The organism is Streptosporangium sp. NPDC048047 (assembly GCF_040653115.1).
Lineage (GTDB): Bacteria > Actinomycetota > Actinomycetes > Streptosporangiales > Streptosporangiaceae > Streptosporangium.
Genome location: NZ_JBEZNH010000058.1, coordinates 21,928 through 46,745 on the forward strand (window position 1 = coordinate 21,928; position 24,818 = coordinate 46,745).

The following is a 24,818-nucleotide window of genomic DNA, read 5'->3' on the forward strand; positions in this document are numbered from 1 at the left end:
TCGCCGGGGTGTCGACATCGCACCTGACCGAGTCGATGCCGTCGAGGCACAGCTCCTTGGCCCCGCCCGCGAGGTGCTCGGCCCTCGGCTCGCCGCCGAAACGCGGCGTGACCGGCGTGCCGGTGGAGAAGGTCGCGCCCCACGTCGAGCGCGTCGGAGACGAAGGCCTGCTCGAACTCCTCTGCCGCCTGGAGTACCCGGGTCAGCTCAGCCGGAGCGTGATGTGGGTGGTCAGCTATCCGTGATGGACCCCACGAGCATCGGGCGTTCAAGCATGTCCGCCGTGAACGGCACCCCGGTGACCTTCGCCGCCAGGGCGAAGCCCCTTGGCACGGCAGTGAAGTAGTTGTCCTCCCAGCTGGCGTCCCACGCGGCTTCGTCTTCTGGCCTGTCCAGACCCATGCCCAGCTCCAGCATGAAGCCGTTGAGCCGGTCAGGGTCGCAGCCGTAACGCGCGCACGGGTTCAGCAACCGGTAGCCGGTGACGATCGTGCCGTCGATCACGTACTCGAAGCTGTGCTCGGCGTAGTCGTGCCGGGTGACCGCCAGCACCTCGCAGCCCCGCGACAGCTCGGTCTCCACCTTGTGGAGCGTGCCCATCCAACCGTGGGGCTCGATGGCCACGCACCACTCGCCGGCCTGGAAGACGCCCACGTAGCCGCCGCCATCCCCGCCGTCCGTCTTACTGACGAACTCGTAGGCCTTGTCGTTGAGTCCGCCGAAGTCCGACTCCTGGCCGGAGTCGGTGCCGCGGCTGAAGCGGCGCACCACCTCCGCCGGATCGAGCCCACGGAAGAAGGCCACGCTGAAGATCACGCCCAGTGCGCCGCCGCCCGCACTCTCGGACACGTTGAGCCACTGGAACGGGGCTAAGAGATCGGTTGCCGTCATGCGGGCCATGGTGGCAGGCCGTGCCGACAATCAGCCGATATGGGCCACTCTGGTGGTTGTGTCGGTGATGAGCGGCTTTAGACCACCGACTGTGACTGCTTCACGGACTTTGAGCCAGATCCCGAGAAGTGACACCAGGCATCGGTCAGATAGGACTCCATCCGCGCTCTGGTGCACCGGCTTCCGCCCCGCCCCGGCTGTTCGCGCCGCCCGCCCAGGTCTCACTGTCGGGAGACGACGTCGAGGACGACGGCACCTACCGGTCGGCCGAGGCCGGGGACGCGGGCCTGTCGTCCCGGCACGCTCCACCCACGCCGGGGTCCGGTCACCTGCCGACGGTGTCGATCCCTGCCCAGCCGGTGACCGGGTTGAACGGGCGTGCTCGGCGAGGTCAGCCGGGCGGGCGGTAGACGATCTTGTCCGTCGAGCGGCCGGGATAGACGACGAGCAGGTGCTCCTCCAGCGGCGCGTCGGGGTCGTTCTCGTCCCAGGGCAGCGTGCGAGCGTGGACGCGGAGGCGATAGCGACCCGGACCGGCGACGGCCAGGTCGGGCAGCGGCCCGGCCGCCCCGCTGTCACCGCCCTCGGGATAGGCCGGCACGACCAGGCGGCCGCTGCGGCTGGCGATGCCCACCTCGACCACCTGGTCCCAGCCGGCGAGCCGCAGCGGCGGGGCACCGGCGAACGCCTTGACCGTCAAGCACATCGGCGCGTTCTCCTCGTCCGTCACGATGGCGGCGCTGCTGCCTGCGGCGTCGATGAACCCGTCCTCGATGGCGTCGAAGATGTCGGCGGCCTCGCCGCCTGCGCTGTCGTCGCGGTCGTCGAAGACGGTGTAGCCGCCCCCTTCGAACAGCATGTACGCGGCCGTGCCCTGCCGCCTGGCCCGCACCCTGGGCCACGGGTCGGCGCACCGGGCGTTCGCCTCGGCCTTCCACGCGGCCTCCTGCCGGTCGCGTTCGGTCTGCCGGCGCTCGGCGTCGGCGTTCTGCCGGGCGACGATGCCGGGGCACAGGTACTCCAGAGCCGCGGCCAGCTCGATGGCGTCGGCCGTGCCGCCCGTCCGCTCGTGCAGCGCGCTGCGTTCCCGGTCGCCGGGCAGCGCGCACAGTCGCGCGCCGTAGGCCAGGACGCGCTGGTCGGCCCAGTCCTCGGGGAACATCGCCTCCGCCGCGAAGGTCCGGCCCCTGGCCAGGCAGAGGAACGACCGCCGCCGCTCCTCGGGCCCGAGGCCGGTCGCGGGCCGGAGCCGGTCGCGGCAGCCCTCGTCCGCGGCCGTGTAGGTGAGCCGGGCGTCCGCCTCGGCGCCGACCACGGCCATCGGCAGCACGAGCACGACGGCGGCGGCGAGCAGCCGCGGCGTCCGGCTGGTTCGGGGCGTCGCGGCGCCCGGTGCGGGCGTGGCGAGCTCGTGCGCGGTGCGCGCCGCCCACACGACGATCAGCCCGTCGAGTGTGTGCACTGCGAGAGACAGGCCGTCGAACGCCATCCATCCGGCCAGCAGCAGCGAGGAGACCTGCGAGACGAGGAGGGCGGTCCATCCGATGGCGGCCGTGGCGGCGCTGAACTGCCCGTCGCGTCCCTGCCCGGCGATGATCATCGCTTTGCAGCCGAGGGTCGTCATCCCCAGCAGGAACGACGCCGTCAGCAGCGGGCCTTCGGCGAACGGCCGCAGCGCCGCGGCCAGGACCCCGGCCAGGCCGAGCCCGAGGGCGATGATCCGGAACCAGACCGTGACCCCGGCCAGGGCCCGCACCAGCAGCACCATGGTGGCGGCCCACACGGCCCAGCGCGCGACGTACTCCGCGACACCGGATGCATCGTCGAGGAGTTCCCACAGCAGCAGGTCGCCGGCCACGTCCGCGTAGAGCAGGCGCCGCAGCCACACCACCTCGCGTGGCAGCGTCTCGGCGCGCGGCGAGGCCGGGCCGCGCAGGATCTGCCACAGCGCCCACGCGTTGAGCACGCCGACCGCCGCGAGCAGGAGCCGGGCCCCGTTGTCCCCCGGCCAGAAAGCCGCCGTCGCGACGACGGCGAACCACCTTCCGCCGTCGTATGCGGCGGCGAGGGCGGCGGCGGTCACGTAGAGCGCGACGGCGACGGCGGCCAGGCGCCCGAAGCGGTAGCGGGCGACGGCGGCCCGGAGTAAGGCGACGATGCGGATGATCTTATTGGACCGGCCCGGCCGGTCAGCCGGGACCCAGTGAGAACAGGGCGGCCGCCACCCGCCGATGCGGCAACGCATGCATCGAGGAAGACGTGGCACCGCCGGCCGTCCTGGTCGCCGAACGGCCGCCCTGGTCTGCCTGATTGCGGGCATCGTGGCCGGGGTGCTGGTGTGGCTGACTCCGGCCGTGTGGCCGCCGGTCGATGCCGCCATGGCGGTGATGGGACTGTCGCTGGCGCTGTACGGGCTCCGCCGCGGACGGCGCTGCCCCTGAAATCGTCGGCGCCGCTTTACCGAATCGGGGGGCAGACCAAGTAAGCCGGAAAGGGCTAATAGGGCTGGTCAGAGGGCGTGACAACGACCGAGGTGTGACGGTCTGCGCTGATTCGATTACGGTTTGATGAATCGCGGGGCGCTTTGTGATCATCTGTCGCTATGGTGTGCGGGTTCTGGAGATGATCAACCGGAAAGGGCTCGCCGGTGACGTCGATCGAGCGGACCGCCTACCCGCAGTTCAAGCGCCTGACCTCGGCGCGGGTGCTGCATGTGTTCTTCACTCCCACGGCCGAGGAGATCGGCTGGGCACAAGAGCTGGCCAGGAGTCCCGAGACGCTGTTCGCGCTGGTGCTGGCGTTGAAGTGCTTTCAGAAGATGGCGCGCTTTCCTGCTGCGGAGGAGGTTCCCGAGGCCGTTGTCGACCATGTGCGGCGCTGCCTGGGGCTGGCCAAGAGCATCGAGCCCGATCACGGGGCCACGAGCACGGCCAAGTGGCACCGTAAGAAGATCCGGGCTCGCCAGGGAGTGACCTACGACAAGGCCCGGGCCCGCACCGTCGCCGCCGGGGCTATGGAGAAGGCCGCGCTGGCCAAGAACAACCCGCCGGATCTGATCAACGTGGCGCTGGAGCGGCTGGTCGAGGCCTCGCTGGAGCTGCCGGGCTTCACCACGCTGGATGAGATGGCCACCCGGATCCGGGCGCGGGTCAACGCCGAGATGTTCACCCGCATCCACCAGCGGATGGGCGCCGACGACCGGCAGCGGATACAGGCCCTGCTGACCACGACCGGGCCGGACGGCAAGACGCTGTTCAACCGGCTGAAGAAACCGGCGCAGCGGGCGAGCTGGGCGAGATTCCGCAAACAGGCCGACTACCTGGAGGAGATCGACGCTCTGGGGGACACGGAGGCGTGGCTGGAGGGCATCGCCCCCACCAAGATCGCTGACTTCGCCGGGGAGGCCGACGCCCAGGACGCCGACACCCTGTCGCGCTATGGGCCGGTCAAGCAGCTGGCGCTGCTGGCGTGCCTGCTGCACACCGCGCGGATGCGGGCCCGTGACGACCTGGCCGAGATGCTGTGCAAGCGGGTGGCGGCCAACCTGAAGAAGGCCAAGGCGCAGCTGGAGGAGATCCAGCAGCGCCAGCGCACGGTCAGCGAGCGGCTGATCGGCACCTACCGCACCGTGCTGGAGCACCTCGATCCCGACGGGACCAACGCGGACCGAGGGGCCGAGCGCGCGGTCGACGCGGTGCGCCAGGCCGGCGGGTTCGCCGCCCAACTGGCCGACATCGAGGAGGTGGCGGCCTTCCACGGCGACAACTACGAGGTCTTGGCGCACCGGTTCTTCAAACGGGACCGGGCGGTGATGTTCGACCTGGTCGCCAAACTTCAGCTGAAGGCCACCTCCCGCGATGACTCGGTGCTGGTGGCGCTGGAGCACGCCCGCGCCCATGAGGCCAAGCGGCGCGACTTCATCCCGCTGCCGCCGCCGGTCGGCACCGGCGGCGGCGAGTCGGGCATCATGTTCGCCTCGGGCAACTGGCGGCGCGCCATCACCGACCGACGCCACCCGGGGATGGTGGCGCGGCGCCACTTCGAGGCGATGGTCTTCACCTACCTGGCCGAGGAACTGCGCACCGGCGACATCGCGGTGATCGGCTCGAACGAGTACGCCGACTGGAGCGCCAACCTGCTGGCGTGGGATGAGTGCGAGCCGCTGCTGGAGGGGTTTTGCGCCCAGGTCGGCCTGCCGCCCACCGCGGCCGGCTTCATCGCCCACCTGCGCGGCACTCACCTGGACGCGGCCGCGCACCTGGACGCCGGATACGCCGACAACACCGACCTGACGATCACCGAGGACGGGACGCCCGCGCTCAAACGGCGCCGCGGCCCTGGGGCGCCGAAGGCCGCCGAGGACCTGGCCGCGGCGATCGCCCGGCGCATGCCCGAGCGGTCGCTGCTGTCCATCGTGGCGCGCACCGCGCACTGGCTGGGCTGGCACCACCACTTCGGCCCGGCCTCCGGCTCGGACCCGAAGATCAAAGATCCGCTGGGCCGCTACTCGCTGGCGGTGTTCACCGGCGGCATCAACGTCGGCCCGTACGAGGCGGCCAAGCACCTGTCGGGCATCTCGGCCCGCGAGCTGTCGATGATCCGTAACCGGCACATCGACCTGGCCAAGCTGAACGCCGCGATCGCCTGCGTGGTCAACGCCTTCGCCGACCTGGATGTGGTCAGGGCCTGGGGGGACGGCAGCGCGGTGGCCTCCGACGGCACCCAGGTCGACACCTACATCGACAACCTGCTGGCCGAGACCTCCATCCGCTACGGCGGGGTCGGCGGCATCGCCTACCACTACATCTCCGACACCTACGTCGCGTTGTTCTCCCGGTTCATCCCGTGCGGGGTGTGGGAGGCGGTGCACCTGATCGAGGGGCTGCTGGCCAACACCTCCGAGGTGCAGCCGACCACGGTGCACGCCGACACCCAGGGCCAGTCGACGCCGGTCTTCGCCCTGGCCACGCTGTTCGGCTTCGACCTGATGCCGCGCATCCGCAACTTCAAGGACCTGATCTTCTTCCGCGCCGGCCCGCATCTGATCTACCCGCACATCGACGAGCTGTTCGGCGAACGCGGCCGCAACGTGATCGACTGGGAGCTGATCGAGCGGCACTGGCGCGACCTGATGCAGGTGGCCATCTCCATCAGCGAAGGCCACCTGTCCTCGGCCACCTTGATGCGGCGACTGCGCTCCAACTCCCGCAAGAACCGCATCTACAAGGTCTTTCGCGAGGTCGGCCGCAGCGTGCGCACCGTGGCGCTGCTGCGGTATCTGGCCGATTCGGGCTTACGCGCCCGCGTCACCGCGGCCACCAACAAGGTCGAGACCTACAACGCCTTCTCCCAGTGGCTCGGGTTCGGCAACAACGGCGTGATCACCCACAACGACCCCGACGAGCAGGAAAAGCTGATCAAGCTCAACACCCTGCTGGCCAACCTGGTCATCTTCCACAACGCCCTGGACCTGATGGAGGTGGTGCGCACCCTCATCGCCGAGGGCTGGCCCATCACCGCCGAAGAGCTCGGCGCGATCTCGCCCTACCTGCGCGCCCACATCAGCCGGTTCGGCGCCTATGCCACCGACGAGATGGGGGTGGAGCCTGAGGCGTTCAACCCTGAGCTGAAAGAGGTCGACTTCACTGTGCTCGACCTCGCTGCCTGAGCTGGACCGGTGGTGCTCGGGCGGCCCAGCTTGATCACGCGCAGCCTGACGTCACGCTCAAGCCTTCAAAAAACCTTCGTTTTCTGACGATCTTCCGGAAGGGTGTCCGCGGGCCCTGGAAACCCTTCAGAAACTCCTTCAAAAACCTTGCTGCTTCAACAACCCCCGAGGACCGTTTGTTGAGAGCATGACGGGCATGACGACTCCTGTCGGCCCGCCCGCCGACCTGCTGGCCGCCTTCCCCGCCCGTCCCAGCGAGATCCGCATCGGGTATGCCCGCGTCTCCACCGGCGGACAGAAGCTGGAGCGCCAGATCGACGCCTTGACCGCCGCCGGATGCCGGCGCATCTTCGCCGACAAGAAGTCCGGCAAAACCGCCGAGCGGCCCGAGCTGGAGGCCTGCCATGCCTTCCTGACGGGCGGCGACACCCTGGTGGTGCCCTCGCTGGACCGCTACGGCCGCTCCCTGGCCGACCTGATCGCCATGGTCGGCGAACTGCGCCGCCGCGAGATCGGCTTCACCTCACTGCACGAGAACCTCGACACCACCACCCCGGGCGGACGCCTGGTCTTCCACGTCTTCGCCGCCCTGGCCGAGTTCATCCGCGAACTCATCGTCGCCGGGACCCGCGAGGGCCTGGCCGCAGCGAAAGCCCGCGGCCGCGTCGGCGGCCGCCCCAGCGTGGTCACCCCCGACCTGCTGCGCGCCGCCCGCGACATGCTGCCCAACCCCGAACACTCCGTGACCTCGATCGCCAAACTCCTCGGCGTGAGCCCGGGGACCCTCTACAACCACATCCCCAACCTGCGTGAGCTGCGCGCCGCCCGCCGCCCGGCCGGGCTGGAAGCAGGCAACCGGTGATCCGCGCCCACCCCACCGGGAGCGAGTCAGCCCGGATGGCCCCACTCGGGTCCACGCAGCGGATCGTGACCACGAAAGCGATGCTTAAAGATCAGGGGGATCATGAAGCTGCGCCTGGACGGCATCCAGGCGTTCGGCGGCCTGGCGGTGGGCCTGGGCCAGCAGCGCAGTCACCTCGTCGCGGACCCGCTCGACCGTGGCGATCGCCTCGGTGAGTTCCTGCTCGGCGGCGTCGATGCGCCGCTGCGCCTCGGCGCTCGCGGCCTCCAGCCGCTGGGCGGCCTCGGCACGTACCTGCTCCAGCGCGGCCAACGCCTCCGCGCGTTCCCGCTCGATTTTCTCCCACCACCCCGCGGAGCCGGGGCCGCCTGTCCCGTCGATGATCTGCCCCCGGTTCAAGGCCGGACCCTTGCCCGGCATGTGGCAGAACAAACGATATGGCCGGGTAGACCACGGCCACCAGGCGGGCACCGGCTACGGCCAAGCTGAGCAGTCCTTAGCGTTCAATCTCGCAGGAATACCGGTCAGGCCCCGAGCTCCCGCTACCGGAAGACCAGTACTGAGATCAGCTCTCAACCACCGGAACGGCTATTAGCCCTTTCCGGCTTACTTGGTCTGCCCCCCGAATCGGCTCCGCCCCGGAGGAGACAACGGAATTCTCCTCTCCGGCGGCCGCCTCTCATCCATGGTGATCTGCCGCCGGCGTGCGCGCGCCCGTGGAAGTGACTGCGCGAACGGGATCCCCCGGCCCGGGGACGACCACACGGGCTGGGCCTTCGCCGCCGACGAGCACACCCCCAGGACCGGTGAGCGGGGGGAGGTTCCGTTCTCGTCTTCCGCAAGAGGAGGGGCAGGTGAAGGGTGGCCGCCCCCCTGCGGCGGGCCGCGCCGCGGCAACGGCAGCCCGATCCGCCACCGGTGAAGGGAGGGAATCGGTGAAAGCGCCGGAACGCCAGGGGCGGGTGTGGCTACCCTGGCCGGGTGGCCGATCAGATGGATATGGCGGACGTTCCCACGAGCCTGGACCTGGACGCGATCTTGGACGCGCGCTGGGCCGATCCGAGCGTTTTCAGCGCTGAGGAGTTCGCTCGGGCCGAGCGGTTCTGGCAGCAGCGGCGCGCCGAGGACGCCCGGCTGCTGGCGGTCCGGCAGGCGGTGACCGAGCAGATCACCGCCTGGACCGGGCGGGTGCCGCGCGATGTCGGGTCGCTGGGCATCCAGACCAACCTGGAGACCAGCGATTTGGACCTGGGGATCGGCTACCCGGTCGCCGAGCGCGACCGGCTGATGGCGGCCCTGGACGGGCACGCGACGTTCCTGGGCGAGCGCAAGACCCGCTTCGACACCTCCCGGCTGGTGTTCGGCTTCACCTCGGGCGGGGTGGAGATCGACCTGTCGGCGCTGACCGAAGAAGACTTCGCCGTCGCCTGCCGGATGCTGAACGAGATCGCCACCGGCATGAGCGAGCCGGAGCGCATCGCTCACACCTGGGTCAAATACCTGCTGCGCCGCGCGGGCCGCCTGGAGGACTATGCGGCCTGGAAGCTGGTCACCTACGCCCGGTTCTGCCCGGAGTTCAACTGGGTGCCCATCACCTGAGCCGTACGAGCGCGCCGGTCTCATGTGCCGCACGGGTCGGCGGCGTTGATCAGCGTCCAGGTGTGTGAGGCCGCCCACCGGGCGTGTTCGGCCTCCAGCAACGAGCCGACGTCCGGCGGCAGCGCGGCGGCGAGGAGGCCGACGACCGGGCCCATCCGCTCCCGCAGCCGGGAAAGCTGCTCATCCAGCAGCGCCTGCAGCGCGGCGGCGAAGCGGCCCTGCTGCGCCGCACCCGTCTCGGCGGGAAAAGCCGCGATGAGGGTCAGCATGCGGGTCAGCACGGTGAACGCGGCGTCCTTGATGACCACCCGGGCGGCGCGGACCTCCTGGCGCGCCTGACCTCCCAGGATCTTCTCCAGGGACTTGAGGGTGTAGTCGAGGGCGAAGTTGCGGTCGATCCACAGCTGGGCGTGCGCGGCACAGGCGCCGATGCGCCAGTCGGCGTAGCGGGCCTCGATGCGGCCCATGGACGGATCGGCGCGTCCGGCCAGGCCGGCCGCGCGCACCTGGTTGGTGTAGGCGGCGCCGATCAGGCACTCCATGCCGACCAGCATGTAGGAGATACCGGAGTAGAACGGGCGGCCCGCGCTGTGGGCGGTGATGAAGTCCTCATCGCGCACGCCGTCGACGATCTCGGCGACGCTCAGGTGCGGCAGCGGCTTCAGCAGCAGGTCGGTGCGGGCCTGGAAGGCGTGCGTGGCCGTCAGCTCCGCCTGGGTCATGAGGTGGTCGAAGGTGATGTAGGTGAAGCGGGTCGGCACCCCCAGCGCCGACAGGGTGCGGATCGCGGTGGCGTTCTGATCGCCGGTGGTCTCCTTGTTGAACCGGGTCAAGACGGAGGTGACGCCGGATTCGACGCCGAACAGGCACCGGCGCAGCCCCAGCTGGACCAAGGCGCGCCACAGGTGGCCGCGCTCGATGTGCCAGGTGCGGTCGCGAGCGGGGTCGGCGACCTGGTCGACGCGGCAGGAGGTCTCCCAGGCGAAGTTCGCGCGGTGGATGGTGTCGGCCACGGCCAGGGCCCGCGGCACGGCGTTGTCCTCGCCGCCGATGAACTCCTCATCGACCAGGTACAGCACGCGGGCGATCTCGGGGTGAGGGGCGAACTCGGCATCCAGGGCCGCCAGCAGCCACGGCAGCCGATCGGGGGTGCCGCTCGCCCAGGTGCCCTTGTGGCCGCGCGGGCAAAACGAGCACCGGTTGGTGCAGCCGCGGGAGATCTCCAGCTGTGCCACCCCGCGCGCGGCGAACGTCGGCTGCAGCAGGTCCAGCTCGGGGAAGAAGTCCTCCAGCGCCCGGTTGGGCACGACGGCGGTGCGGCGCCGGGCGATGGTCAGCGTCCCGGTCCCGCGGGCTTTGCCCTGGTAGCCGATGCCGTGGATCTGCTCGCGCTCCACATCGCCGTGCCAGTGGGCGATAACGTCGCCAATGGTGGCCTCGCCGGCGCCACGGGCGATCAGCAGGTGCGGGTAGCGCTCCAGCAGAAGGGCCTCGTTGCGGGCGGTCAGGCTGCCGCCGGCCAGCACCAGCGGCCCGCCGCCGGCGGGCGGGGCTTGGCCGGCGAGGGCGTCCAGCAGCGTGGTCATCAGCTCGTGCTGGCCGAAGGTGGCGGAGATGCCGACGATGTCGGGCCGCTGGAGCCGCACGGCGGCGATGATGTCCTCCAGGTCGGTGCCGAGCTGCATGTCCATCAGCTCGACATGACCGCACAAGGTGGCGCGGGCGGCGCGGGCCAGATCGGAGATGGCCAGCGGGAAGCGCGGCAGCGGGAAGTGCTCGCGCCGATACAGCGCCGCCAGCAGGATCGTTGGCCGCGTCAGCCGGTGTTCGGCGTGCTCATCCAGGTCGGCTTCGCTGATCCACTTCGTCGGGGTGTGCAGGGTGAGGTGCTCGCGCGCCCAGGCGGGCCAGGTGCGGGCGGTGTGCGGCAGGCGGTCCAGGCTGGCCAGCAGCCATGGGCCCGGGCCGGGGGAGCTGATGGCCAGCAGCCGCTGCTCCAGGGTGCCGGTGAGCACGACGCGCCGCCCTGGCAGCAGGTCGGCCACCGCGCGGGCGAGCGGGTTGGGCTGGCTGTAGGGGATGGCCCGGAGGGCTGATTCCTGCTCCGCGCTGACCGGGACCAGGGCGCGGACGGCGGTCAGCAGCCGGTCATGGCCGCGACGGACATCGACGGCCGATGGGGTGGACGAAAGCATGCGAACCTCCGACGACGAAGGTGAAAAGGCATGAGGGGACCGTCCCGCGGCGCCTCATCCGGCGCAGCGGGAGAAAGGACGCGTTCAGCAGCTAGCGCGCGGCCAGGGTGAGGGTGGCGGCCATCGCCGCATGGTCACTGAGCCCGGCCAGGCGCGGATCGTGCAGGTAGCAGCAGCTCGTGACGGCCTCCGGAGGGGAGCAGAAGATGTGGTCGAAGCGGTAGCCGGCGCCGCTGGCGCGGCCGTACCAGGAGTAGTCGAAGTCCTCGGGGCAGCAGCGGCGGAAGGCGTCGTCGTAGCCCGCCAGCGAGAAGGCCCGGTAGAAGGCGTACTCCCAGGCGCCGAACACCGCGTGGTGCGGCCGGTGGCCGGGCTCGACGACGTTGAGGTCCCCGGCGATCACCACCGGCCCGGCGGCCGCCAGGTCGTCGGCCAGCGACGGCAGCATCGCCGCCACCGCGTCCTGGAAGGCACGTTTGTCGACGTTGCGCCGCTGCTTGGGGCCGCGGGAGGGCACATACAGGCCCACGATCGAGACGGTGGGGCCGTCGTCGGTGTGCAGGCGGACGATGGCGCACCGGTGCGGCAGGTGCGCCGGGGCGATGTCGGTCACCGGTTCGGCCTTGCCGACGCGCGAGGCGATGACGGTCAGGTAATCGTCGCCGCCGCCCGCGGGGACGTGCACCGTGAACCCGCGTTCGCTCAGCGCCTGGGTGATGGCGGTCGCGCCGGGGGCGACCTCGGTCAGCACCGCGACGCCGACGTCCTGGGCGGCGATCCAGTCGGCCTGGCGTACCGACCGTGCGGCGTTGGCGCGCTGGAGGTTCCACGTCAGCACCCGCAGCCGTCCCGGCACGCCCCGGTACTCGCCGCTCGCAGGCGCGAACAGGGAAGACTGCTCACCGGCAGGGTTCATCGGGCGGCTCCGGTCTTCTCGTCGGTGAAGACCTCCCCGCGCGCGTCCAGCTTCTCCTGTACCCGGCCCATGATCGCTCGAGCTTGGGCGATCACATCGGGGTGCGGCGGCTCGCCCAGGGCGGTCAGGTTCTGCCGGACCTGCTCAGCAGTGGTGAAGCCGACCAGCACGGCGGCGTGGGCGTAGCGCTCCAGGCACGCCCACAGCGCGATGCGGATCACGTCCTGGCGGTGCGGGCCGACCAGGGCGTGCAGCTCCTGCAGGCCGTCGGCGATGAGCGTGAGCGCACCCGGGTCGGTGAACCACGCCTTGCGGGCGCGGTGGTCCCCGGGCCCGAACGCGCGCAGCGCGGCCGCGTCGTAGGCGCCGGTGAGCAGGCCCTGACCAAGCGGCTTGTTGATCAGCACGCCGACGCGGTGCCGCTCGGCGAAGGCGAAAATGCCCTCCGCGCGACCGGGCGGCGACAGCAGGTTGTCCCGTACGGCCAGCACCTGCGGCTCAACGGCGGCGAACACCTCCTGGAACCGGGTGATCTTGTCGCCGCGACGGCTGGGCGCAGCGTCGATGCGGTCGCGGGCGAAGCGGTGCGGGCCGCGCATGCCGATCGCCGTGATGAGCCCTTCGCGCTGGAAGGCGCGCATGGCCTCGGCCGCGGGCTCCAGCCACCGATCATCGGGGCCGAAGTTGGCGTTGTGCAGGAAGTAGATGTCCAGGTGGTCGGTGCCCAGGTGGGTGAGGGTCTGCTCCAGGCGGCGCCGCATGTGATCGGGAGCGAAGGCGTGTTCGGCGGCGTCGTCGGTGAGGTAGCCGACCTTGGAGACCAGCACGATGTCTCGACGAGGCACCTGGGCGGCCAGGCGGCCCAGCAGGCGCTCGGAGCGGCCCAGGCCGTAGACGTCGGCGGTGTCGAACAATCGCGCGCCCAAGGACCACGCGGTCTCCAGTCCGGCGATGGCCGCGCTTTCGCAGCCGCCGGTGGACCAGCCCATGGGCAGGCCGAGATTGTCGGCCGGGCCGCCGATGGCCCAGCAGCCGATGCCCAGCGCGGGCACGGTGATGCCGCAGCGGCCCAGGCTCCGCTGCACCAGCGGGAGAGAAGACGACGTCACAGGTGGGCTCCTCAGCGGGGGATCGGGATGGGGGCTTGGTAGTAACAGATCTCGTCGAGGTCGGCGAATCCGGCGGCGCGTAGCTCGGCCAGCAGCGGCGAGCCGGCCGGGATGACGGCGCGGGCCACCCGGGCTCCGGCGCGGGCTCCGGCGCCCAGTCCTGCGGTGATCATCCGGCGGGCCAGGGCTGCGAAGTCGGCGCCGGGATGGATGAGCACATCGGCCAGCAGCGCCTCGGGCGCTTCACCTGGGTGGGAGTGAGCCAGCGGGTAGACCAGGACGGCGGCCTGCAGACGTCCGGCGTCCTCGGCGACGAGCAGGCCGTCACCGATGAAGCGCTCGTCGGCGCTCCAGCGGGAGTAGGTGTCGGCGGCCACGCCCCAGCCGTGCTCGGGGCAGACGGCGTGGTACAGCTCGGCCAGTGCCGGGGCCTGGTCCGCGGTGAGCGGCCGTACGCCCGGCACGGGCCAGGCCGCTCCGGTGGGGGCTTTCAGCAGGGCGGCGGTGGAGTGCACCTCCCAGCCGATCTTCTCGAAGAAGGTGCACGCGTGGCGGCGCACCGCGGGGATCTCCGCGGTCCGTACGATCATCGCCGGGTCGTCGACCGCGGCGAGCGCACGCTGCACCAGCGCGGTGCCCAGTCCGCGTTGTTGCATGGAGGGGTGCACCGCCGGGCCCCACAGCCGGGCGGGCAGGCCGGGGGCGGCCGGGTAGCGCAGCGCCGCCGCTGCGGCCAGTTCGCCATCGGGGGTGCGGGCCAGCAGCAGCGTCGTGGTCGCGCCGCCGCCTTGCGGGCGTAGCCGCGAGCGCACCAGGCGGGCGGTCACCGGCCGCTGGTCCGGCCAGCCGAACATGGCCATGTATCCCACCCAGGCCAGTTGGGCGTCCAGGCCGGGGGCGCCGGGGGTGTAGGGGGTGACGGTGATCGGCAGCGTGGTCATGGGCGGCTCCCGAGCGGTGTGGTGGCGGCCACGGCGGCACATGTGCTGACGCGCCCGACCCAGGAGGCCGGATGCAGGCCCAGCGCGGTGCTCGCCGGGGCGGCGCAGGTGAACAGCCGCACCTGGCCGAATCCGCTGCGGAAGGCGTCGGCGACCTGGCCGGGGGTGGCGAACGGACTCGGCCGGGAGGCGGCACGCAGCCGGTGGCGGGCCAGCCGGTAGCACTGGGCGGCCGGTCCGGGCCAGGCGGCCGCGGCCAGTGCTTGGACCAGGCGGCCGATCCGGTCGTACTCCAGGCGCCCGGACGTTCCGGCGATGCGGGTGGTGTACAGCAGCAGCCCGCTGGGAGCCAGCAGGCCGGCCAGCCGGGCGATGAGCGCCTGGCGGTCGGCCGCGCTGGGCAGCAGCGACAGCAGCCCGTCGGTGACGATCACGTCGAATCTCTCGCTGATGCCCTCCAGGTGCGGGGCCCGCGACCGCACGGTGACCATCATGGTGCCGGTGCGGTGGCCCCAGGCTCCGGCCAGCGCCAGCGGGGTCCGGCAGGCATCGGCCACGATCAGCACCGGGTTGTCCAGCAGTGCGGCCAGCACGCGCGGCATGGTCTCATCGGATGATCCGCACACCAGCACCCGGGCGCGCGGCCGCACCGGGTGCTCGGCCAAGGCGCGGGCGTAGAAGCCGGTGTGCCAGGTCGGATTGCCCTTCAGCCCGGCCAGGCGGAAGATCCGCCAGGTGGCGTGGTAGCAGAAGCACTCCGGGGTGCACTGGCGGCGGGCGGCGGCCAGGGCGCCACTGATGCTCAGCACCCGCACGCACGCGGCCTGGCTCACGCGCCCGCATCCTTCTCGATCGTTTTCGCGGCGGGGGCGGCGGTGGAGGCGATGAGGTGGATCATCCGCGCCACGCCCCGGTAGGGATCGCACCGCCCGGCCTCCCATTCGGCCTGCAGAATCTGGTCGAAGCCCTCAGGCACCGGGATCTCACCCAGGTGGTCGGTGAAAACGCGCACCCCGTACCAGGCGACCACGCCGACGCCGAGATCGCTCAACAGCTCGTGGAGGTCGGCGACGGTGTGCGCGCGAGTGCGCACCCCCAGGTTGCCGACCTCGGTGCGGGCACGCATCATCTCCAGCGCGTCGGCCCAACGGCCTTCCAGGGCCGGGCGCATGGCCAGCGCGTCGGCGTTCTTGGTCAGCACCGAGATCAGGCCACCCGGCCGGGCCGCGGCGACCACCGCGGTCAGCAGCGGCACCGGGTCCTCCAGGTACATCAGCACCCCGTGGCAGCACACGAGGTCGAAGTCACCGCCGGCGAGCTCGGCCGCGTCCTCACCGCGGCCCTCGATGAGCGTGATGCGGGCCCGGACCGGCTCGGGCTCACCGGCCAGGCGTTGGCGGGCGCGCTCCAGCATGCCGGCGTCCGGATCCAGCACGCTCACCCGGTGACCGGCCCGGGCCAGCTGGGCGGCCTGATGGCCGTCGCCGCCCCCGACGTCCAGCACCCGCTGACCCTGGCCGGGCAGGTGGGCCAGCAGGGCGCGGGCGACCAGCGCGTGACGCAGCGCGCCGCGCAGAGTGGCGCCGTGGCGGGCATAGGCCGCCGACAGGTCACCGTCGGGCAGCCAGGTGTTGGCGCTCATGACGCAGGAGCCTCCTTAACGGTGGACGGATCATCCAGCAGGTCAGCGAACAGGTGCGAGTGCTCGACGACAAGCCGGGTCGACAGGTAGCGCTCGCGCAGCAGCTCGGCCAGCGCCCGCCCGGCCGGGCCCTCGGGCAGATGGCCGTCGCGGATGGTGCGGCGCAGCGCGAGCAGGCGCGGCAGCCACGCTTCGAGGACACCCACGTCCATGGTGTGGCGGCCGAACCAGGCGGCCAGCCGGTTCGCGGTCATGATCTCCCACACGGCCACGTCCTGCACCCCCTCCGGGCCGACGGTGGCCACCAGGTGCGGCAGCCGCCGCACCCGCGCGCTCGGCAGGATGGGCGGCAGCGGGCTGGTCACGCACACGCCGGGCACGCCGCGCCGGCGCCGTACGGCGCGCAGGTGCTCGGCGAAGACCAGCGCCAGCCCGATCTGCGCGGCGTCGGCCGCCTCGGGCACCACGGTGACGGCCTGCACCCAGGAACGGCGCGCCACGGCCAGCGCGGCGCGCACCGCCGCCACCGCATCACGCCGCACGTACCAGATACGCCGGCCGTCCGCGCTGGCCACCACCCCGGGAACCAGCAGCGCGGCATCAGCGGCGGTGAAGCACCGCTCCATCGCCGCGCCGCTCACCGGGCCGCTTTCGGGCCGAAGCGGGCGTAGTAGCGCTCCAGCAGCCCGCACGATTCCAGGACCCGGTCGGTGGCGGCCACGTTGTGCCCGGGGGCGAAGCCGGGATCGGGGGCGGCCAGGGTGGCCGCGCCGACCAGCAGCGCGGCCAGCACCAGATCGGCGTACTTGTTGGGCAGGGACTCGGCGTGGTGGAAGTTGATCGGCAAACCGTCACCGACCAGGACGGCGCTGGCGCCAGAAGCCAGGCGCAGCCGGGTGCCGACGATCCCGGCGTCGACGACCTCACGGGCCTCGGCGGCGAGTTCAGAAACAGCGAATTCACGATCCCGGCTGGTGACCGAGACCAGATAGCAGTCCCGCTCCAGCGCATCAGCGTGCTCCCCGCGCACGCTGGTGCGCCCGGTGCTGCCGACGATCAGTAGCGGCCGGTGGGTGCGCAGCAGCGCACTCAGGCACCGGCCGGTGACGAACCCGCGCTCGTGCGCAGCGATCAACCGCACGAGCTGCTCGTCATGGACGGCCACCTGCATCCGCCGGCTCCGCAGGACCTCAGCCAGCTGCTCGCCGATCCGCCCGTATCCGATCACCAGCGCGGCCTGGCCCTCGAACTTCTCCTGCGGCAGCAGCGCCAGCACGTTGCGGACGGCGGCATCGGCGATGCCGTAGGACTCGATCGTGGCTTTCGTCCGGGACTCGGCCACCGAGAAGATCGGCAGCGGCAGGTCGGTGCCCCACGGCTCCAGCCGGGTGATGCCCGAGGTCGTCTGCTCGACTAGGCCGCAAAACGCCGAGACCAGATCGGGGCGCTGGCCTAGCAGCACCGGCAGGGTGTAGCCGCCGTCGTCGATCAGCAGACCCCGGCGCCCGAGTGTGCCGGCGCGCCGGGCATGGTCGGCCAGCGCCTCGGCTGAGCGGGTCCACGGCCACACCGCGATGCCTTCTGCGGCCAGGTGCGCATCCACCCGATGGGTGAGCCGGTAGCGGTAGCCCTTGTCCAGCACGGTGATGGCTGAGGCCGGCACGCCCATCGCCTGCACGGCCTCGGCCATCACCAAAAAGTCGCTCATGTGGTGGACGGTCAGCACCGGCGCCACCCCGGCCAGGCACGCCGGCGGCACGAAGTGCGGCAGCCCGGCCGTCAACGGCATCTGCGCCCGCAGCGCCCGCATCTCGCGGGTGGTGAACGGCACCCGCTGCACCGCCCGCAAGATCGCCTGCACCTGCTTTGGGGCCAGCCCAGCGTGCTCCTCCAGCACCAGCGCGACGGTGAGCGCGCCGGGTGCGGCGGCCTTGGCCTCCAGCGGCCGCCCGCCACTCAACCGTGCCCGTGCCCCGCCGCCCAGGCGCAGCAGCCGCTGCGCGCCGCCGCCGCTGACGTGCTCCACACTGGCGACGGCGCCGAGCGCGTCGATGATCGCGGCGAAAACGACCGGCAGGTCGGCTCCCTCCCCCTGCAGCTCCACCACCGCCACCTCGCACGTGGGCGCCTGCGGGTGGCCGGGCCTCACGCCGAGGGGACCGGACGCGGCTACGACGCTTCTCACGAGCAGCTCCTTACCGAGGACGGGCGGGGCGCCGCCGAGACGGACGCCGATGACCTTGCATGCGCGTCGAACGCTTCGATGAGGTTTCGCAGGCAGGCAGCCGCCCGCTTGGTGCTCTGTTCGCCATCGAGGGGCACGAGATCTCCCGCAAAAAGGGATGGGGCGTGGACGGCGGACTCCTCAGGCGGCCGGAGCTCCTCTGCCCGAGCCGGGCAGCACCGCCAGGACACGACCCACGACCAGCTCGTCATCCGCCATCGGCGGATCCGCCGCCGCGACGCCGCACCGGGGCGCGCCCTCACGTGAGCGACGTTGCCGCTCAGGGGCACCGGGAGCGCGGCGCTCGCGCACCGGGACGACCAGCTCAGCCCAGACGATCTTCCCATTCGGGCAGTCGTCGATTCCCCACTCGGTGCTGTAGGCGTCCACCAGCGCCAGACCGCGACCGCTTTGGGCGATGTCCTCGATGTCGGGCGGCATCGACACCTGCGACGGGGTCGAGGTCGGCAAAGCCGCCTCGCCGTCCCATACCTCCAGCCGCACCCGCGTGCGGGTGCGGCGAACGCGCATCCACACCACGGGCACGAGCTCGGCGAGGCCGCAAGCATTTTCGCCAGCCGGGCCGCTGATCGCCTTGACCGCGTTGGTGACCAGCTCAGAGATCACCAGCGCCGCGTTGTCGGCCAGCTGAGGCAGCTGCCATCCGTCCAGGGCTCCGCGCACCAGCTCCCGCGCCCGCGGGACCGCCTCAGGACGCGCGGCCAGCGACAACTCCTTCAACGGCCCGGCATACGGGCCAAACGGTGAGCGCATGGGGACAACCTGCTCTTCCAGGGCGGGCCAGCATGAAGGGGTACCTGTTCAGCGGCGAGGGCACCACTGCGGCCGGGAACCGGCCATAGCCGTAGGACGAACCAGGCGGGGAACCACCACCACCGGCCGGCCACCTCACCAGCTCGATAGTCGCCGGGCGGTTGCTCAGGCGGTGGTGACGACATCTCTGCCCTCACCTTTGATCGGCCGGGAGGCAGGTGAGACCTGGGCGGCGATCCGGCGCGCGATGTCGAGCATGTTGGGGCTCGGGGCGCTCTCGGCGGAGCGCCCCGGTTCGGTGCCCCAATAGAAGACCTCGGCGGTGTAGCCCGTCCACACAAGTACCTTCCCGCTGACCAGTAGGTAGGGCTGGCCGTCCTGTCGGAGGGATTCCGCGGGGATCTTGTGGTCGGTGAGCAGTTCCTGGAGCTGGTCGAGGGCGAGGGTGGACTTGCCCCATCCGCTGAGCTTCTGGAGTTGTTCGTTCGCAGCGGTTCCCGGTGGCGGGAAGAACATGCCGGTTGGTCCTCTCGTGCGGTGAGAGCGGGTGAAGGAGACGGGCGGCCCCGGGGGTCTTCCGGCGACGGATGCCGGTGATCATCCCGGGGCCGCGCCTCTGGCGGCCGCCCGGCGGTCGGGCATACGGGGCGTGAGCCACGGCCGACACGGAGCCCGCCAGAGCTGAAGGTCAGATAGGTAAACCTCCGGAGGGCTCCAGGAGCATCTGCAGGTACTCCCGCTGCTGCCGCAGCCGCGGGTCCTGGTCGAACAGCGCCGCCAGGAGATCAGCGGCACCGGTCGGGTCGGCCGAAGAGTGCAAGACCATGCCACCGGCGGTGAACCAGAGGAACAGCATCGGGACGCTCCAGACGAGCAGGCCCGGCGCGAGACTCAGCGTGGGGCGGCCGTCGGCTGTCACCATGACGTCGGCGTCCTCCGTGTGGATACCTCTCTTCGCCAGAGCGTTGCGTAGGAGTGTCAGGCTCTCAGCGGTTGTGCTGGCCGGAGTCGTCTCGTGGATCATGATCACCTCCTGAGCGTCCGTGCGTAGAGGATCGGAAGTGCGTGAGCGGGATATCCCTACAGTTCCAGCTCAACTACTCAAGGTCACGGGCGATGGTGTCCATATCTTTTGGACGCCACGCAGCCCAACTACCTGCGGAAACGGCGTCCTACCGGGCGCGGTTTGGACAGCCTGTCCCCGATGGGGCCGGTGACAGCGGGTCGCAGCCGGTTACCGTGATGCCAGATGCCACCGCCACAGGGAGCGGCCGATGCCACCACGTGCCAAGCCCGGCGCCAAAGCCGAACGTGAGGCTCTGCGCGAACGGATGCAGCGCGCCGGATGCAGCCGGGCTGAAATCGTCGTCGAGATGCGGGCCCGCTGGCGAATGCGGCCCCGCGAAGCGTGGCGCCACGCCCACGGGTGGACCCTCCAGCAGGTCGCCGACCGGGTGGATGCGGCCGCCGCTGCCCGTCCTAGTAGCGCGCTGGCCTGTGACGCCTCTCTGGTCGGCAAATGGGAGCGTTGGCCGGACCGGGCCGGGCGTCGGCCCACGCTACGGGTGCTCACCCTGCTGGCCGACATCTACGGGTGCGCAGTGGAGGACCTCCTGGATCTGGAGGACCGGCTGGAGTTCCCGCCTGAGGAACTCCTCCTTCTGCAGCGGCCTGAACCGCCCGCCGAATCTCCGTCCGTCCCAGCCGAGATCGAACCGAAGAGCACACCGCAGGCCGGGCCTGAGCTGGTGCGTGCCGCGGCGGCGGAGTCCGCCGCGTGGGCAGCCTGGGCCGAAACCACGAACGTCGGAGATTTCGCGCTGGAGCAACTGCTCGCCGATACCCGCATGCTGGCCACCGCCTACCTCAGCGAGGATCCGCTGATAGTGTTCGGCCAGGCTCGTCGACTACGTGACCAGGTGTTCGCTCTGCTGGAGGGCCACCAGTCCCCGCGGCAGTCCATCGAGCTGTACGCCGTGGCCGGATACCTGTGCGCGTTGCTGGCATGGATCAGCTCTGACCTGGGTCAGGTGCGGGGCGCTGACACTCAAGGCCGGACGGCCTGGCTCTGCGCGGAGCTCGCCGGGAGCAACGAGCTGCGGGCGTGGGTGCTGTCCACTCGCAGCAAGGTCGCCATGTGGGACGGGCGGCTGCATGAGGCCATCAACTACGCCCGCCGCGGTGCTACCTACACCTGCCAGGGCAGCGTCGAGGCGATGCTCGCCTCCCAGGAGGCCGACGCCTGGTCCCTGCTGGGCGCGGCCGAGGAGGCCCATGCGGCGGTCCTGCGTGCCGCCGATGCCCATAACCAGATGGCTGGCGCCGACGAGATCGGCGGGCTCTTCACCTGCTCGGAGTTTCGCCGGGCGAACTACGCCTCAGCGGTGCTGCTGCGCATCGGTTCCCCGGACAAGGCACTGCGCCAAGCAGAAGCGGCCTTCGCGCGGCGGGAACCGCATGCCTATGGCACGGCTGCGCAGGTCCGCATCATTCAGGCGGCCGCGCACCTGACACTGCGGCAGCCGGACGGAGCCGCTGAGGCGCTACGTCCGGTCTTCGCGCTCCCTCCGCAGCAGCGGCTGGAGCCGGTGACTCGCCGAGTGCAAGAGCTAGGTGCCGCTCTGGCGCGCTCCGCCGTGGCCGACAGCACGCCGGCGGCCGGCTTGCAGACGGCGATTCAGGAGTGGTGCCTGCAGTCGGCTCCGCGAGTGATTGCCCTCTCGCGGGCAGAAGAAGCGATCTGATGGGAGGACCATATGAGCGATGAACAGCGGATGGCGGATCACTGGTGGTGGCGGCCTGGCTGGAAGCAGGGGCGCCGCTTCTATACCTGGCACATGACCTTCGACGACGCGCCGGACGTACACCGGATCGCCGAGCAGTACCGCCAGGGTCTGAAGGATGTGGCGGGACTGGACCTGGTGCCGGACCGGTGGTTGCACTTGACCATGCAAGGTCTCGGGTTCGTCGATGAGGTATCCGAGGACGACGTGCGAGCGATCGTCGCCGCGGCCACAATCCGCCTGGCCGCCATCCCCGCGTTCGAGCTGAAGCTCGACCGGCCGCAGATCACTCCTGAGGCGATCCGCTGGGAAGGAACTCCGACTGCGCCGGCCGCCGCCGTGCGATCCGCGGTCCGCGAGGCGATCGGCGAGGTATGGGAGCAGGTCCCCGAACCGGCTGACGGTTTCGCCCCGCACGTGACGATCGCCTACAGCAACGCAGTCGGGCCCACCGCACCGGTCGCAGCTGCCCTGGACGCAGTCGGTGCTGCTCCGGCGCTGGCTCAGATCCGCAGTGCGGAGTTGATCGTGCTGGGCCGGGACCGGCGCATGTACGAGTGGGAGACCTACGCCACCGTACCGCTGTCACCGGGCAGGTGACCGAGCAGGGGAAAGGCTAGTGGGGCCTCCCAGCCACCGGACCCCTACTCCTTGACGACTTCCCCTGCCGACTGTTAAAAGCCAGACCGTGGAGAGGGGGGCGCGTTGCCGTACCGGGGCCTGATCCTGGACTTCGCCGGCGTGATGACGGTTCCCCTGCGGGAGTCCATCCACACCTGGTGTCGCAGCGAGGGCCTGCCCGTCAACGCTTGGGCGAACGCACTGGCCGACCACCCCGCGGGCCGGGCCCTGTATGTGGAGCTGGAGCTGGGGCGGATGACCCAGGCGGCGTGGAACACCGCCACCGCGGAGCTTCTGGGGGTGGCGGCGGACAACCTCATGGGGCGCGCCCACGCCGCGGTGTGCGCTGAACCGTCGATGGTCGAGCTCGCCCGCCAGGCGCGCCGGGCCGGCCTCGCGGTTGCGCTGCTGTCGAACTCCTACGGCCGTGACCCGTACGACCCCTACACCGCCACCGGCGTGTGGGACCTGTTCGACCACCACGTGATCAGCGAAGCCGAAGGCGTCGCCAAGCCGGACCCGAGGATCTACCGGCTGACCCTGGAGCGCATGGGCCTGGCGGCCGACGAGTGCGTGTTCGTCGACGACCACCCGGCCAACCTCCTCCCGGCCCGGACGCTGGGCATCGAGACCGTCCTGGCGGACGGGCCCGGCACCGCCCGTCGGGTGGCTGCCCTGCTGGGACTGCCGCTCCCCTCCGTCGCCCCTTGATCGCCCGCCTGGGCACCGGCGCCCAGCACCCGGGGCAGAGCAGCGGCCAGATCGGGTTCGCGCTGCGGGCCGACCAGTGGGGCCAGGGCCTCGGCGGTGATGTCGTACGGCTGCTACTGCCAACGAGGCGTCGGCCCGGGTGATGGGCCGGGCCGGAATGGTGGAGGAGGGCCGCATCCGCGGACACCTGAAGGTCGGCGGCCGGTGGCGGGACTCGATCGTGCACTCCATCCTGGCCCCCGAGTGGCGTGAGGATGCCCGCTCCGCGTGACAGCCTCAACCTCCGATGGCTACGGTGATCCGCCGCTCCTGTAAGGACGACATGCAGGTGATCGTCGCGGCGGTGACGCGTCGGCACCGTGTGCCAGACCTGAAGGTGAGCGGCCAGGTGGCCTCCTGCGGAGCCCGCCACGTCCTCGACCTCGGGTGCGGCACAGGCAACCTCGCCGCCCTGCTCCGCCGCCGCGCCGCCACCGTGACCGGGCTCGAACCCGACCCCGCGACCGCCCGCATCGCGGCGGAGCACTTCGCCCACGACCCCGCAGTCACCATCGTCCACACCGACTTCGCCGGCCGCGACCCGCAGCGGCGCTGGGACGCCGTCACCCTCGTCGCCGTCCTGCACCACCTCCCGCTGGCGCCCACCCTGCGGGAGCTGCGCGGCTGTCTAACCCCCGGCGGGCGCCTCGTGGTCGTCGGCTGCTACCGGGAGGCCGGGCCCGCCGACCTGATCGCCGCCCTACCGGCCATGGTCGCCAACCCGATCATGGGGCTGATCAAGCACCCGGCCCGCGCCGATGCGCCGCCCTTGCACATGAGGGCACCCACCGCCGATCCGCAGGAGACCCTGACCGACATCCGGGCCGCGGCCGCAAGGGAGCTACCCGGCGCCCGGATCCGGCGCCGCCTGTTCTGGCGGTACACCCTGGTCTATGACGCCCCCGCCGGACGCAGCGGGGCCTGAGCGCCCGCCGGGGTCTGCGAAGGACTCCAACTGCAGACCGCGAACCACCGACGCGGCATCGCCACCGACCACGACGCCTACATCGACGCGGCGAAATACCCCGACGCCATCGCGCTCGCCGCGGCGATGCTCACTCCCGCACGAGAGGGAACCCATGACGGAAAAGATCGTTAAGGACAAAGTGTTGTGCTACATCGTTCGTGACGGACGACTGCTGGTCTTCCGGCACACCGACTTCAGCTACGAAGAGGTCGGAATTCAAGTCCCCGCCGGAAGCATCCGGACGGAGGAGACACCGGAGGACGCCGCCCTTCGCGAGGCACGGGAGGAGACGGGTTTCACCCGATTCAGAATCCTCCGGAAGCTCGGTGAGGTCACCTACGACATCAGCCCCTACCGCTTCGAGATCCAACGCCGCCACGTCTTCCACCTGGAGCTCACCGAGCCCACCCCAGAGCGATGGGCCAGCCAGGAACTCCACGATGGCGAACAGGACCCCACCAACTTCGAGTGCTTCTGGATCCCGCTGGAAGCCGCTCATGTCCTCCAGTCCGGCCAAGGTGCGCTACTCGGGGCGCTCTTCGACTGACCGCACGCGATGACCGCCCGAATCGCCAAACTCGCGACTGAGCAAGATCCAATGGCGGAGCCTGCCCTGCCCGACGGGCACATGCCTGCCCCTCACGGGCGCGCTTCGCCACGTGAAATTCCTCATCCCAGGTCACGGCACTGGCGCTGAAGACGATCCCCTGGCACAAGACAGCCGCCGCAGTTTCGGCCAGGACGCGATGACCCCGTCGTCATCGGCCAGCGAAAGGCACCTCGCACGTCACGCCCGCCCTGGCGTTCGGCGCGCCGGGCGCTGGCTACGTCACTGACTTCGAGAGCCAGATGTCGACGACTTCGAGGGCCACTTGG

At 71.0% G+C, this 24,818-nt stretch carries 25 protein-coding genes; 11 read left to right on the forward strand and 14 right to left on the reverse strand.

Translation table 11 applies throughout. The features are described from left to right. Nucleotides 1-8: 8 nt before the first annotated feature. Nucleotides 9-245 carry a hypothetical protein gene (locus AB0D67_RS32565; RefSeq protein WP_362944544.1) on the forward strand — a complete coding sequence of 79 codons (237 nt, stop codon included), beginning with the start codon at nucleotides 9-11 and terminating at the stop codon, nucleotides 243-245. On the opposite strand, the gene AB0D67_RS32570 is transcribed toward AB0D67_RS32565, so the two are convergent. Both AB0D67_RS32570 and AB0D67_RS32575 read right to left on the reverse strand, forming a co-directional pair. Then, a complete protein-coding gene (locus AB0D67_RS32570; RefSeq protein WP_362944546.1) occupies nucleotides 232-849 on the reverse strand; it encodes a DUF6461 domain-containing protein in 618 nt (205 codons plus the stop codon). The two genes, AB0D67_RS32565 and AB0D67_RS32570, sit on opposite strands and share 14 nt — an antisense overlap. A 433-nt stretch (nucleotides 850-1,282) precedes the next feature. After that, the gene (locus AB0D67_RS32575) at nucleotides 1,283-3,136 is read right to left on the reverse strand and encodes a hypothetical protein (RefSeq protein WP_362944548.1); all 1,854 of its coding nucleotides are present in this window, start codon (nucleotides 3,134-3,136) and stop codon (nucleotides 1,283-1,285) included. Here AB0D67_RS32575 and AB0D67_RS32580 point away from each other — a divergent pair. From AB0D67_RS32580 to AB0D67_RS32590, 3 genes are all read left to right on the forward strand, one after another. After that, on the forward strand, nucleotides 3,135-3,332 hold the full coding sequence (locus AB0D67_RS32580; protein ID WP_362944550.1) for a hypothetical protein: 198 nt from the start codon (nucleotides 3,135-3,137) through the stop codon (nucleotides 3,330-3,332). The genes AB0D67_RS32575 and AB0D67_RS32580 overlap by 2 nt on opposite strands. Nucleotides 3,333-3,538: 206 nt before the next feature. Beyond that, entirely contained in the window at nucleotides 3,539-6,559 is a 3,021-nt protein-coding gene (locus tag AB0D67_RS32585) for a Tn3 family transposase (RefSeq protein ID WP_362944552.1), read from the forward strand. A 196-nt stretch (nucleotides 6,560-6,755) separates the two neighbouring features. Beyond that, on the forward strand, nucleotides 6,756-7,421 hold the full coding sequence (locus AB0D67_RS32590) for a recombinase family protein (protein WP_346022182.1): 666 nt from the start codon (nucleotides 6,756-6,758) through the stop codon (nucleotides 7,419-7,421). An 84-nt stretch (nucleotides 7,422-7,505) separates the two neighbouring features. Here the strand turns inward: AB0D67_RS32590 and AB0D67_RS32595 are convergent, their stop codons facing one another. Next, the gene (locus AB0D67_RS32595; protein ID WP_346022181.1) at nucleotides 7,506-7,820 is read right to left on the reverse strand and encodes a hypothetical protein; all 315 of its coding nucleotides are present in this window, start codon (nucleotides 7,818-7,820) and stop codon (nucleotides 7,506-7,508) included. A 582-nt stretch (nucleotides 7,821-8,402) separates the two neighbouring features. On the opposite strand from AB0D67_RS32595, the gene AB0D67_RS32600 reads away from it, so the two are divergent. Further along, complete coding sequence (locus tag AB0D67_RS32600) at nucleotides 8,403-9,020, forward strand: hypothetical protein (protein WP_362944555.1); 618 nt, start codon at nucleotides 8,403-8,405, stop codon at nucleotides 9,018-9,020. Nucleotides 9,021-9,040: 20 nt separating this feature from the next. On the opposite strand, the gene AB0D67_RS32605 is transcribed toward AB0D67_RS32600, so the two are convergent. The 11 genes from AB0D67_RS32605 to AB0D67_RS32655 form a co-directional block, all read right to left on the reverse strand. After that, entirely contained in the window at nucleotides 9,041-11,215 is a 2,175-nt protein-coding gene (locus AB0D67_RS32605; protein WP_362944557.1) for a hypothetical protein, read from the reverse strand. Between the two features lie 91 nt (nucleotides 11,216-11,306). After that, nucleotides 11,307-12,131, reverse strand: a complete 825-nt coding sequence (locus AB0D67_RS32610; RefSeq protein ID WP_362944559.1) for an endonuclease/exonuclease/phosphatase family protein — start codon at nucleotides 12,129-12,131, stop codon at nucleotides 11,307-11,309. Further along, the gene (locus AB0D67_RS32615) at nucleotides 12,128-13,240 is read right to left on the reverse strand and encodes an aldo/keto reductase (RefSeq protein WP_362944561.1); all 1,113 of its coding nucleotides are present in this window, start codon (nucleotides 13,238-13,240) and stop codon (nucleotides 12,128-12,130) included. Before AB0D67_RS32615 ends, AB0D67_RS32610 begins: the two co-directional genes overlap by 4 nt. An 11-nt stretch (nucleotides 13,241-13,251) precedes the next feature. After that, a complete protein-coding gene (locus AB0D67_RS32620) occupies nucleotides 13,252-14,181 on the reverse strand; it encodes a GNAT family N-acetyltransferase (protein ID WP_362944563.1) in 930 nt (309 codons plus the stop codon). Further along, nucleotides 14,178-15,014 carry a hypothetical protein gene (locus tag AB0D67_RS32625; protein WP_362944565.1) on the reverse strand — a complete coding sequence of 279 codons (837 nt, stop codon included), beginning with the start codon at nucleotides 15,012-15,014 and terminating at the stop codon, nucleotides 14,178-14,180. The genes AB0D67_RS32620 and AB0D67_RS32625 overlap by 4 nt, the downstream gene beginning before the upstream one ends. Continuing rightward, the gene (locus tag AB0D67_RS32630) at nucleotides 15,011-15,823 is read right to left on the reverse strand and encodes a methyltransferase domain-containing protein (protein WP_362944567.1); all 813 of its coding nucleotides are present in this window, start codon (nucleotides 15,821-15,823) and stop codon (nucleotides 15,011-15,013) included. The genes AB0D67_RS32625 and AB0D67_RS32630 overlap by 4 nt, the downstream gene beginning before the upstream one ends. Then, on the reverse strand, nucleotides 15,820-16,464 hold the full coding sequence (locus AB0D67_RS32635) for a hypothetical protein (protein WP_362944569.1): 645 nt from the start codon (nucleotides 16,462-16,464) through the stop codon (nucleotides 15,820-15,822). Before AB0D67_RS32635 ends, AB0D67_RS32630 begins: the two co-directional genes overlap by 4 nt. After that, nucleotides 16,461-18,008, reverse strand: a complete 1,548-nt coding sequence (locus AB0D67_RS32640) for a hypothetical protein (protein WP_362944571.1) — start codon at nucleotides 18,006-18,008, stop codon at nucleotides 16,461-16,463. Before AB0D67_RS32640 ends, AB0D67_RS32635 begins: the two co-directional genes overlap by 4 nt. Nucleotides 18,009-18,188: 180 nt before the next feature. Continuing rightward, entirely contained in the window at nucleotides 18,189-18,788 is a 600-nt protein-coding gene (locus AB0D67_RS32645; protein ID WP_362944573.1) for an ATP-binding protein, read from the reverse strand. A 198-nt stretch (nucleotides 18,789-18,986) separates the two neighbouring features. Then, nucleotides 18,987-19,337: a hypothetical protein gene (locus AB0D67_RS32650; protein WP_362944575.1), complete on the reverse strand. Its 351-nt coding sequence runs from the start codon at nucleotides 19,335-19,337 to the stop codon at nucleotides 18,987-18,989. A gap of 172 nt (nucleotides 19,338-19,509) precedes the next feature. Beyond that, the gene (locus AB0D67_RS32655; RefSeq protein WP_362944577.1) at nucleotides 19,510-19,743 is read right to left on the reverse strand and encodes a hypothetical protein; all 234 of its coding nucleotides are present in this window, start codon (nucleotides 19,741-19,743) and stop codon (nucleotides 19,510-19,512) included. Between the two features lie 352 nt (nucleotides 19,744-20,095). On the opposite strand from AB0D67_RS32655, the gene AB0D67_RS32660 reads away from it, so the two are divergent. The 6 genes from AB0D67_RS32660 to AB0D67_RS32685 all read left to right on the forward strand — a co-directional run bounded on the left by AB0D67_RS32660 (nucleotide 20,096) and on the right by AB0D67_RS32685 (nucleotide 24,489). Further along, complete coding sequence (locus tag AB0D67_RS32660; RefSeq protein WP_362944579.1) at nucleotides 20,096-21,565, forward strand: hypothetical protein; 1,470 nt, start codon at nucleotides 20,096-20,098, stop codon at nucleotides 21,563-21,565. 12 nt (nucleotides 21,566-21,577) lie between these two features. Continuing rightward, the gene (locus AB0D67_RS32665; protein WP_362944581.1) at nucleotides 21,578-22,204 is read left to right on the forward strand and encodes a 2'-5' RNA ligase family protein; all 627 of its coding nucleotides are present in this window, start codon (nucleotides 21,578-21,580) and stop codon (nucleotides 22,202-22,204) included. 105 nt (nucleotides 22,205-22,309) lie between these two features. Continuing rightward, a complete protein-coding gene (locus AB0D67_RS32670) occupies nucleotides 22,310-22,936 on the forward strand; it encodes an HAD family phosphatase (RefSeq protein ID WP_362944583.1) in 627 nt (208 codons plus the stop codon). Further along, complete coding sequence (locus tag AB0D67_RS32675; protein ID WP_362944585.1) at nucleotides 22,933-23,079, forward strand: hypothetical protein; 147 nt, start codon at nucleotides 22,933-22,935, stop codon at nucleotides 23,077-23,079. The genes AB0D67_RS32670 and AB0D67_RS32675 overlap by 4 nt, the downstream gene beginning before the upstream one ends. Nucleotides 23,080-23,222: 143 nt before the next feature. After that, nucleotides 23,223-23,900: a class I SAM-dependent methyltransferase gene (locus tag AB0D67_RS32680; RefSeq protein ID WP_362944587.1), complete on the forward strand. Its 678-nt coding sequence runs from the start codon at nucleotides 23,223-23,225 to the stop codon at nucleotides 23,898-23,900. A 154-nt stretch (nucleotides 23,901-24,054) separates the two neighbouring features. Further along, a complete protein-coding gene (locus AB0D67_RS32685) occupies nucleotides 24,055-24,489 on the forward strand; it encodes an NUDIX domain-containing protein (RefSeq protein WP_362944589.1) in 435 nt (144 codons plus the stop codon). Nucleotides 24,490-24,818 lie beyond the last annotated feature (329 nt).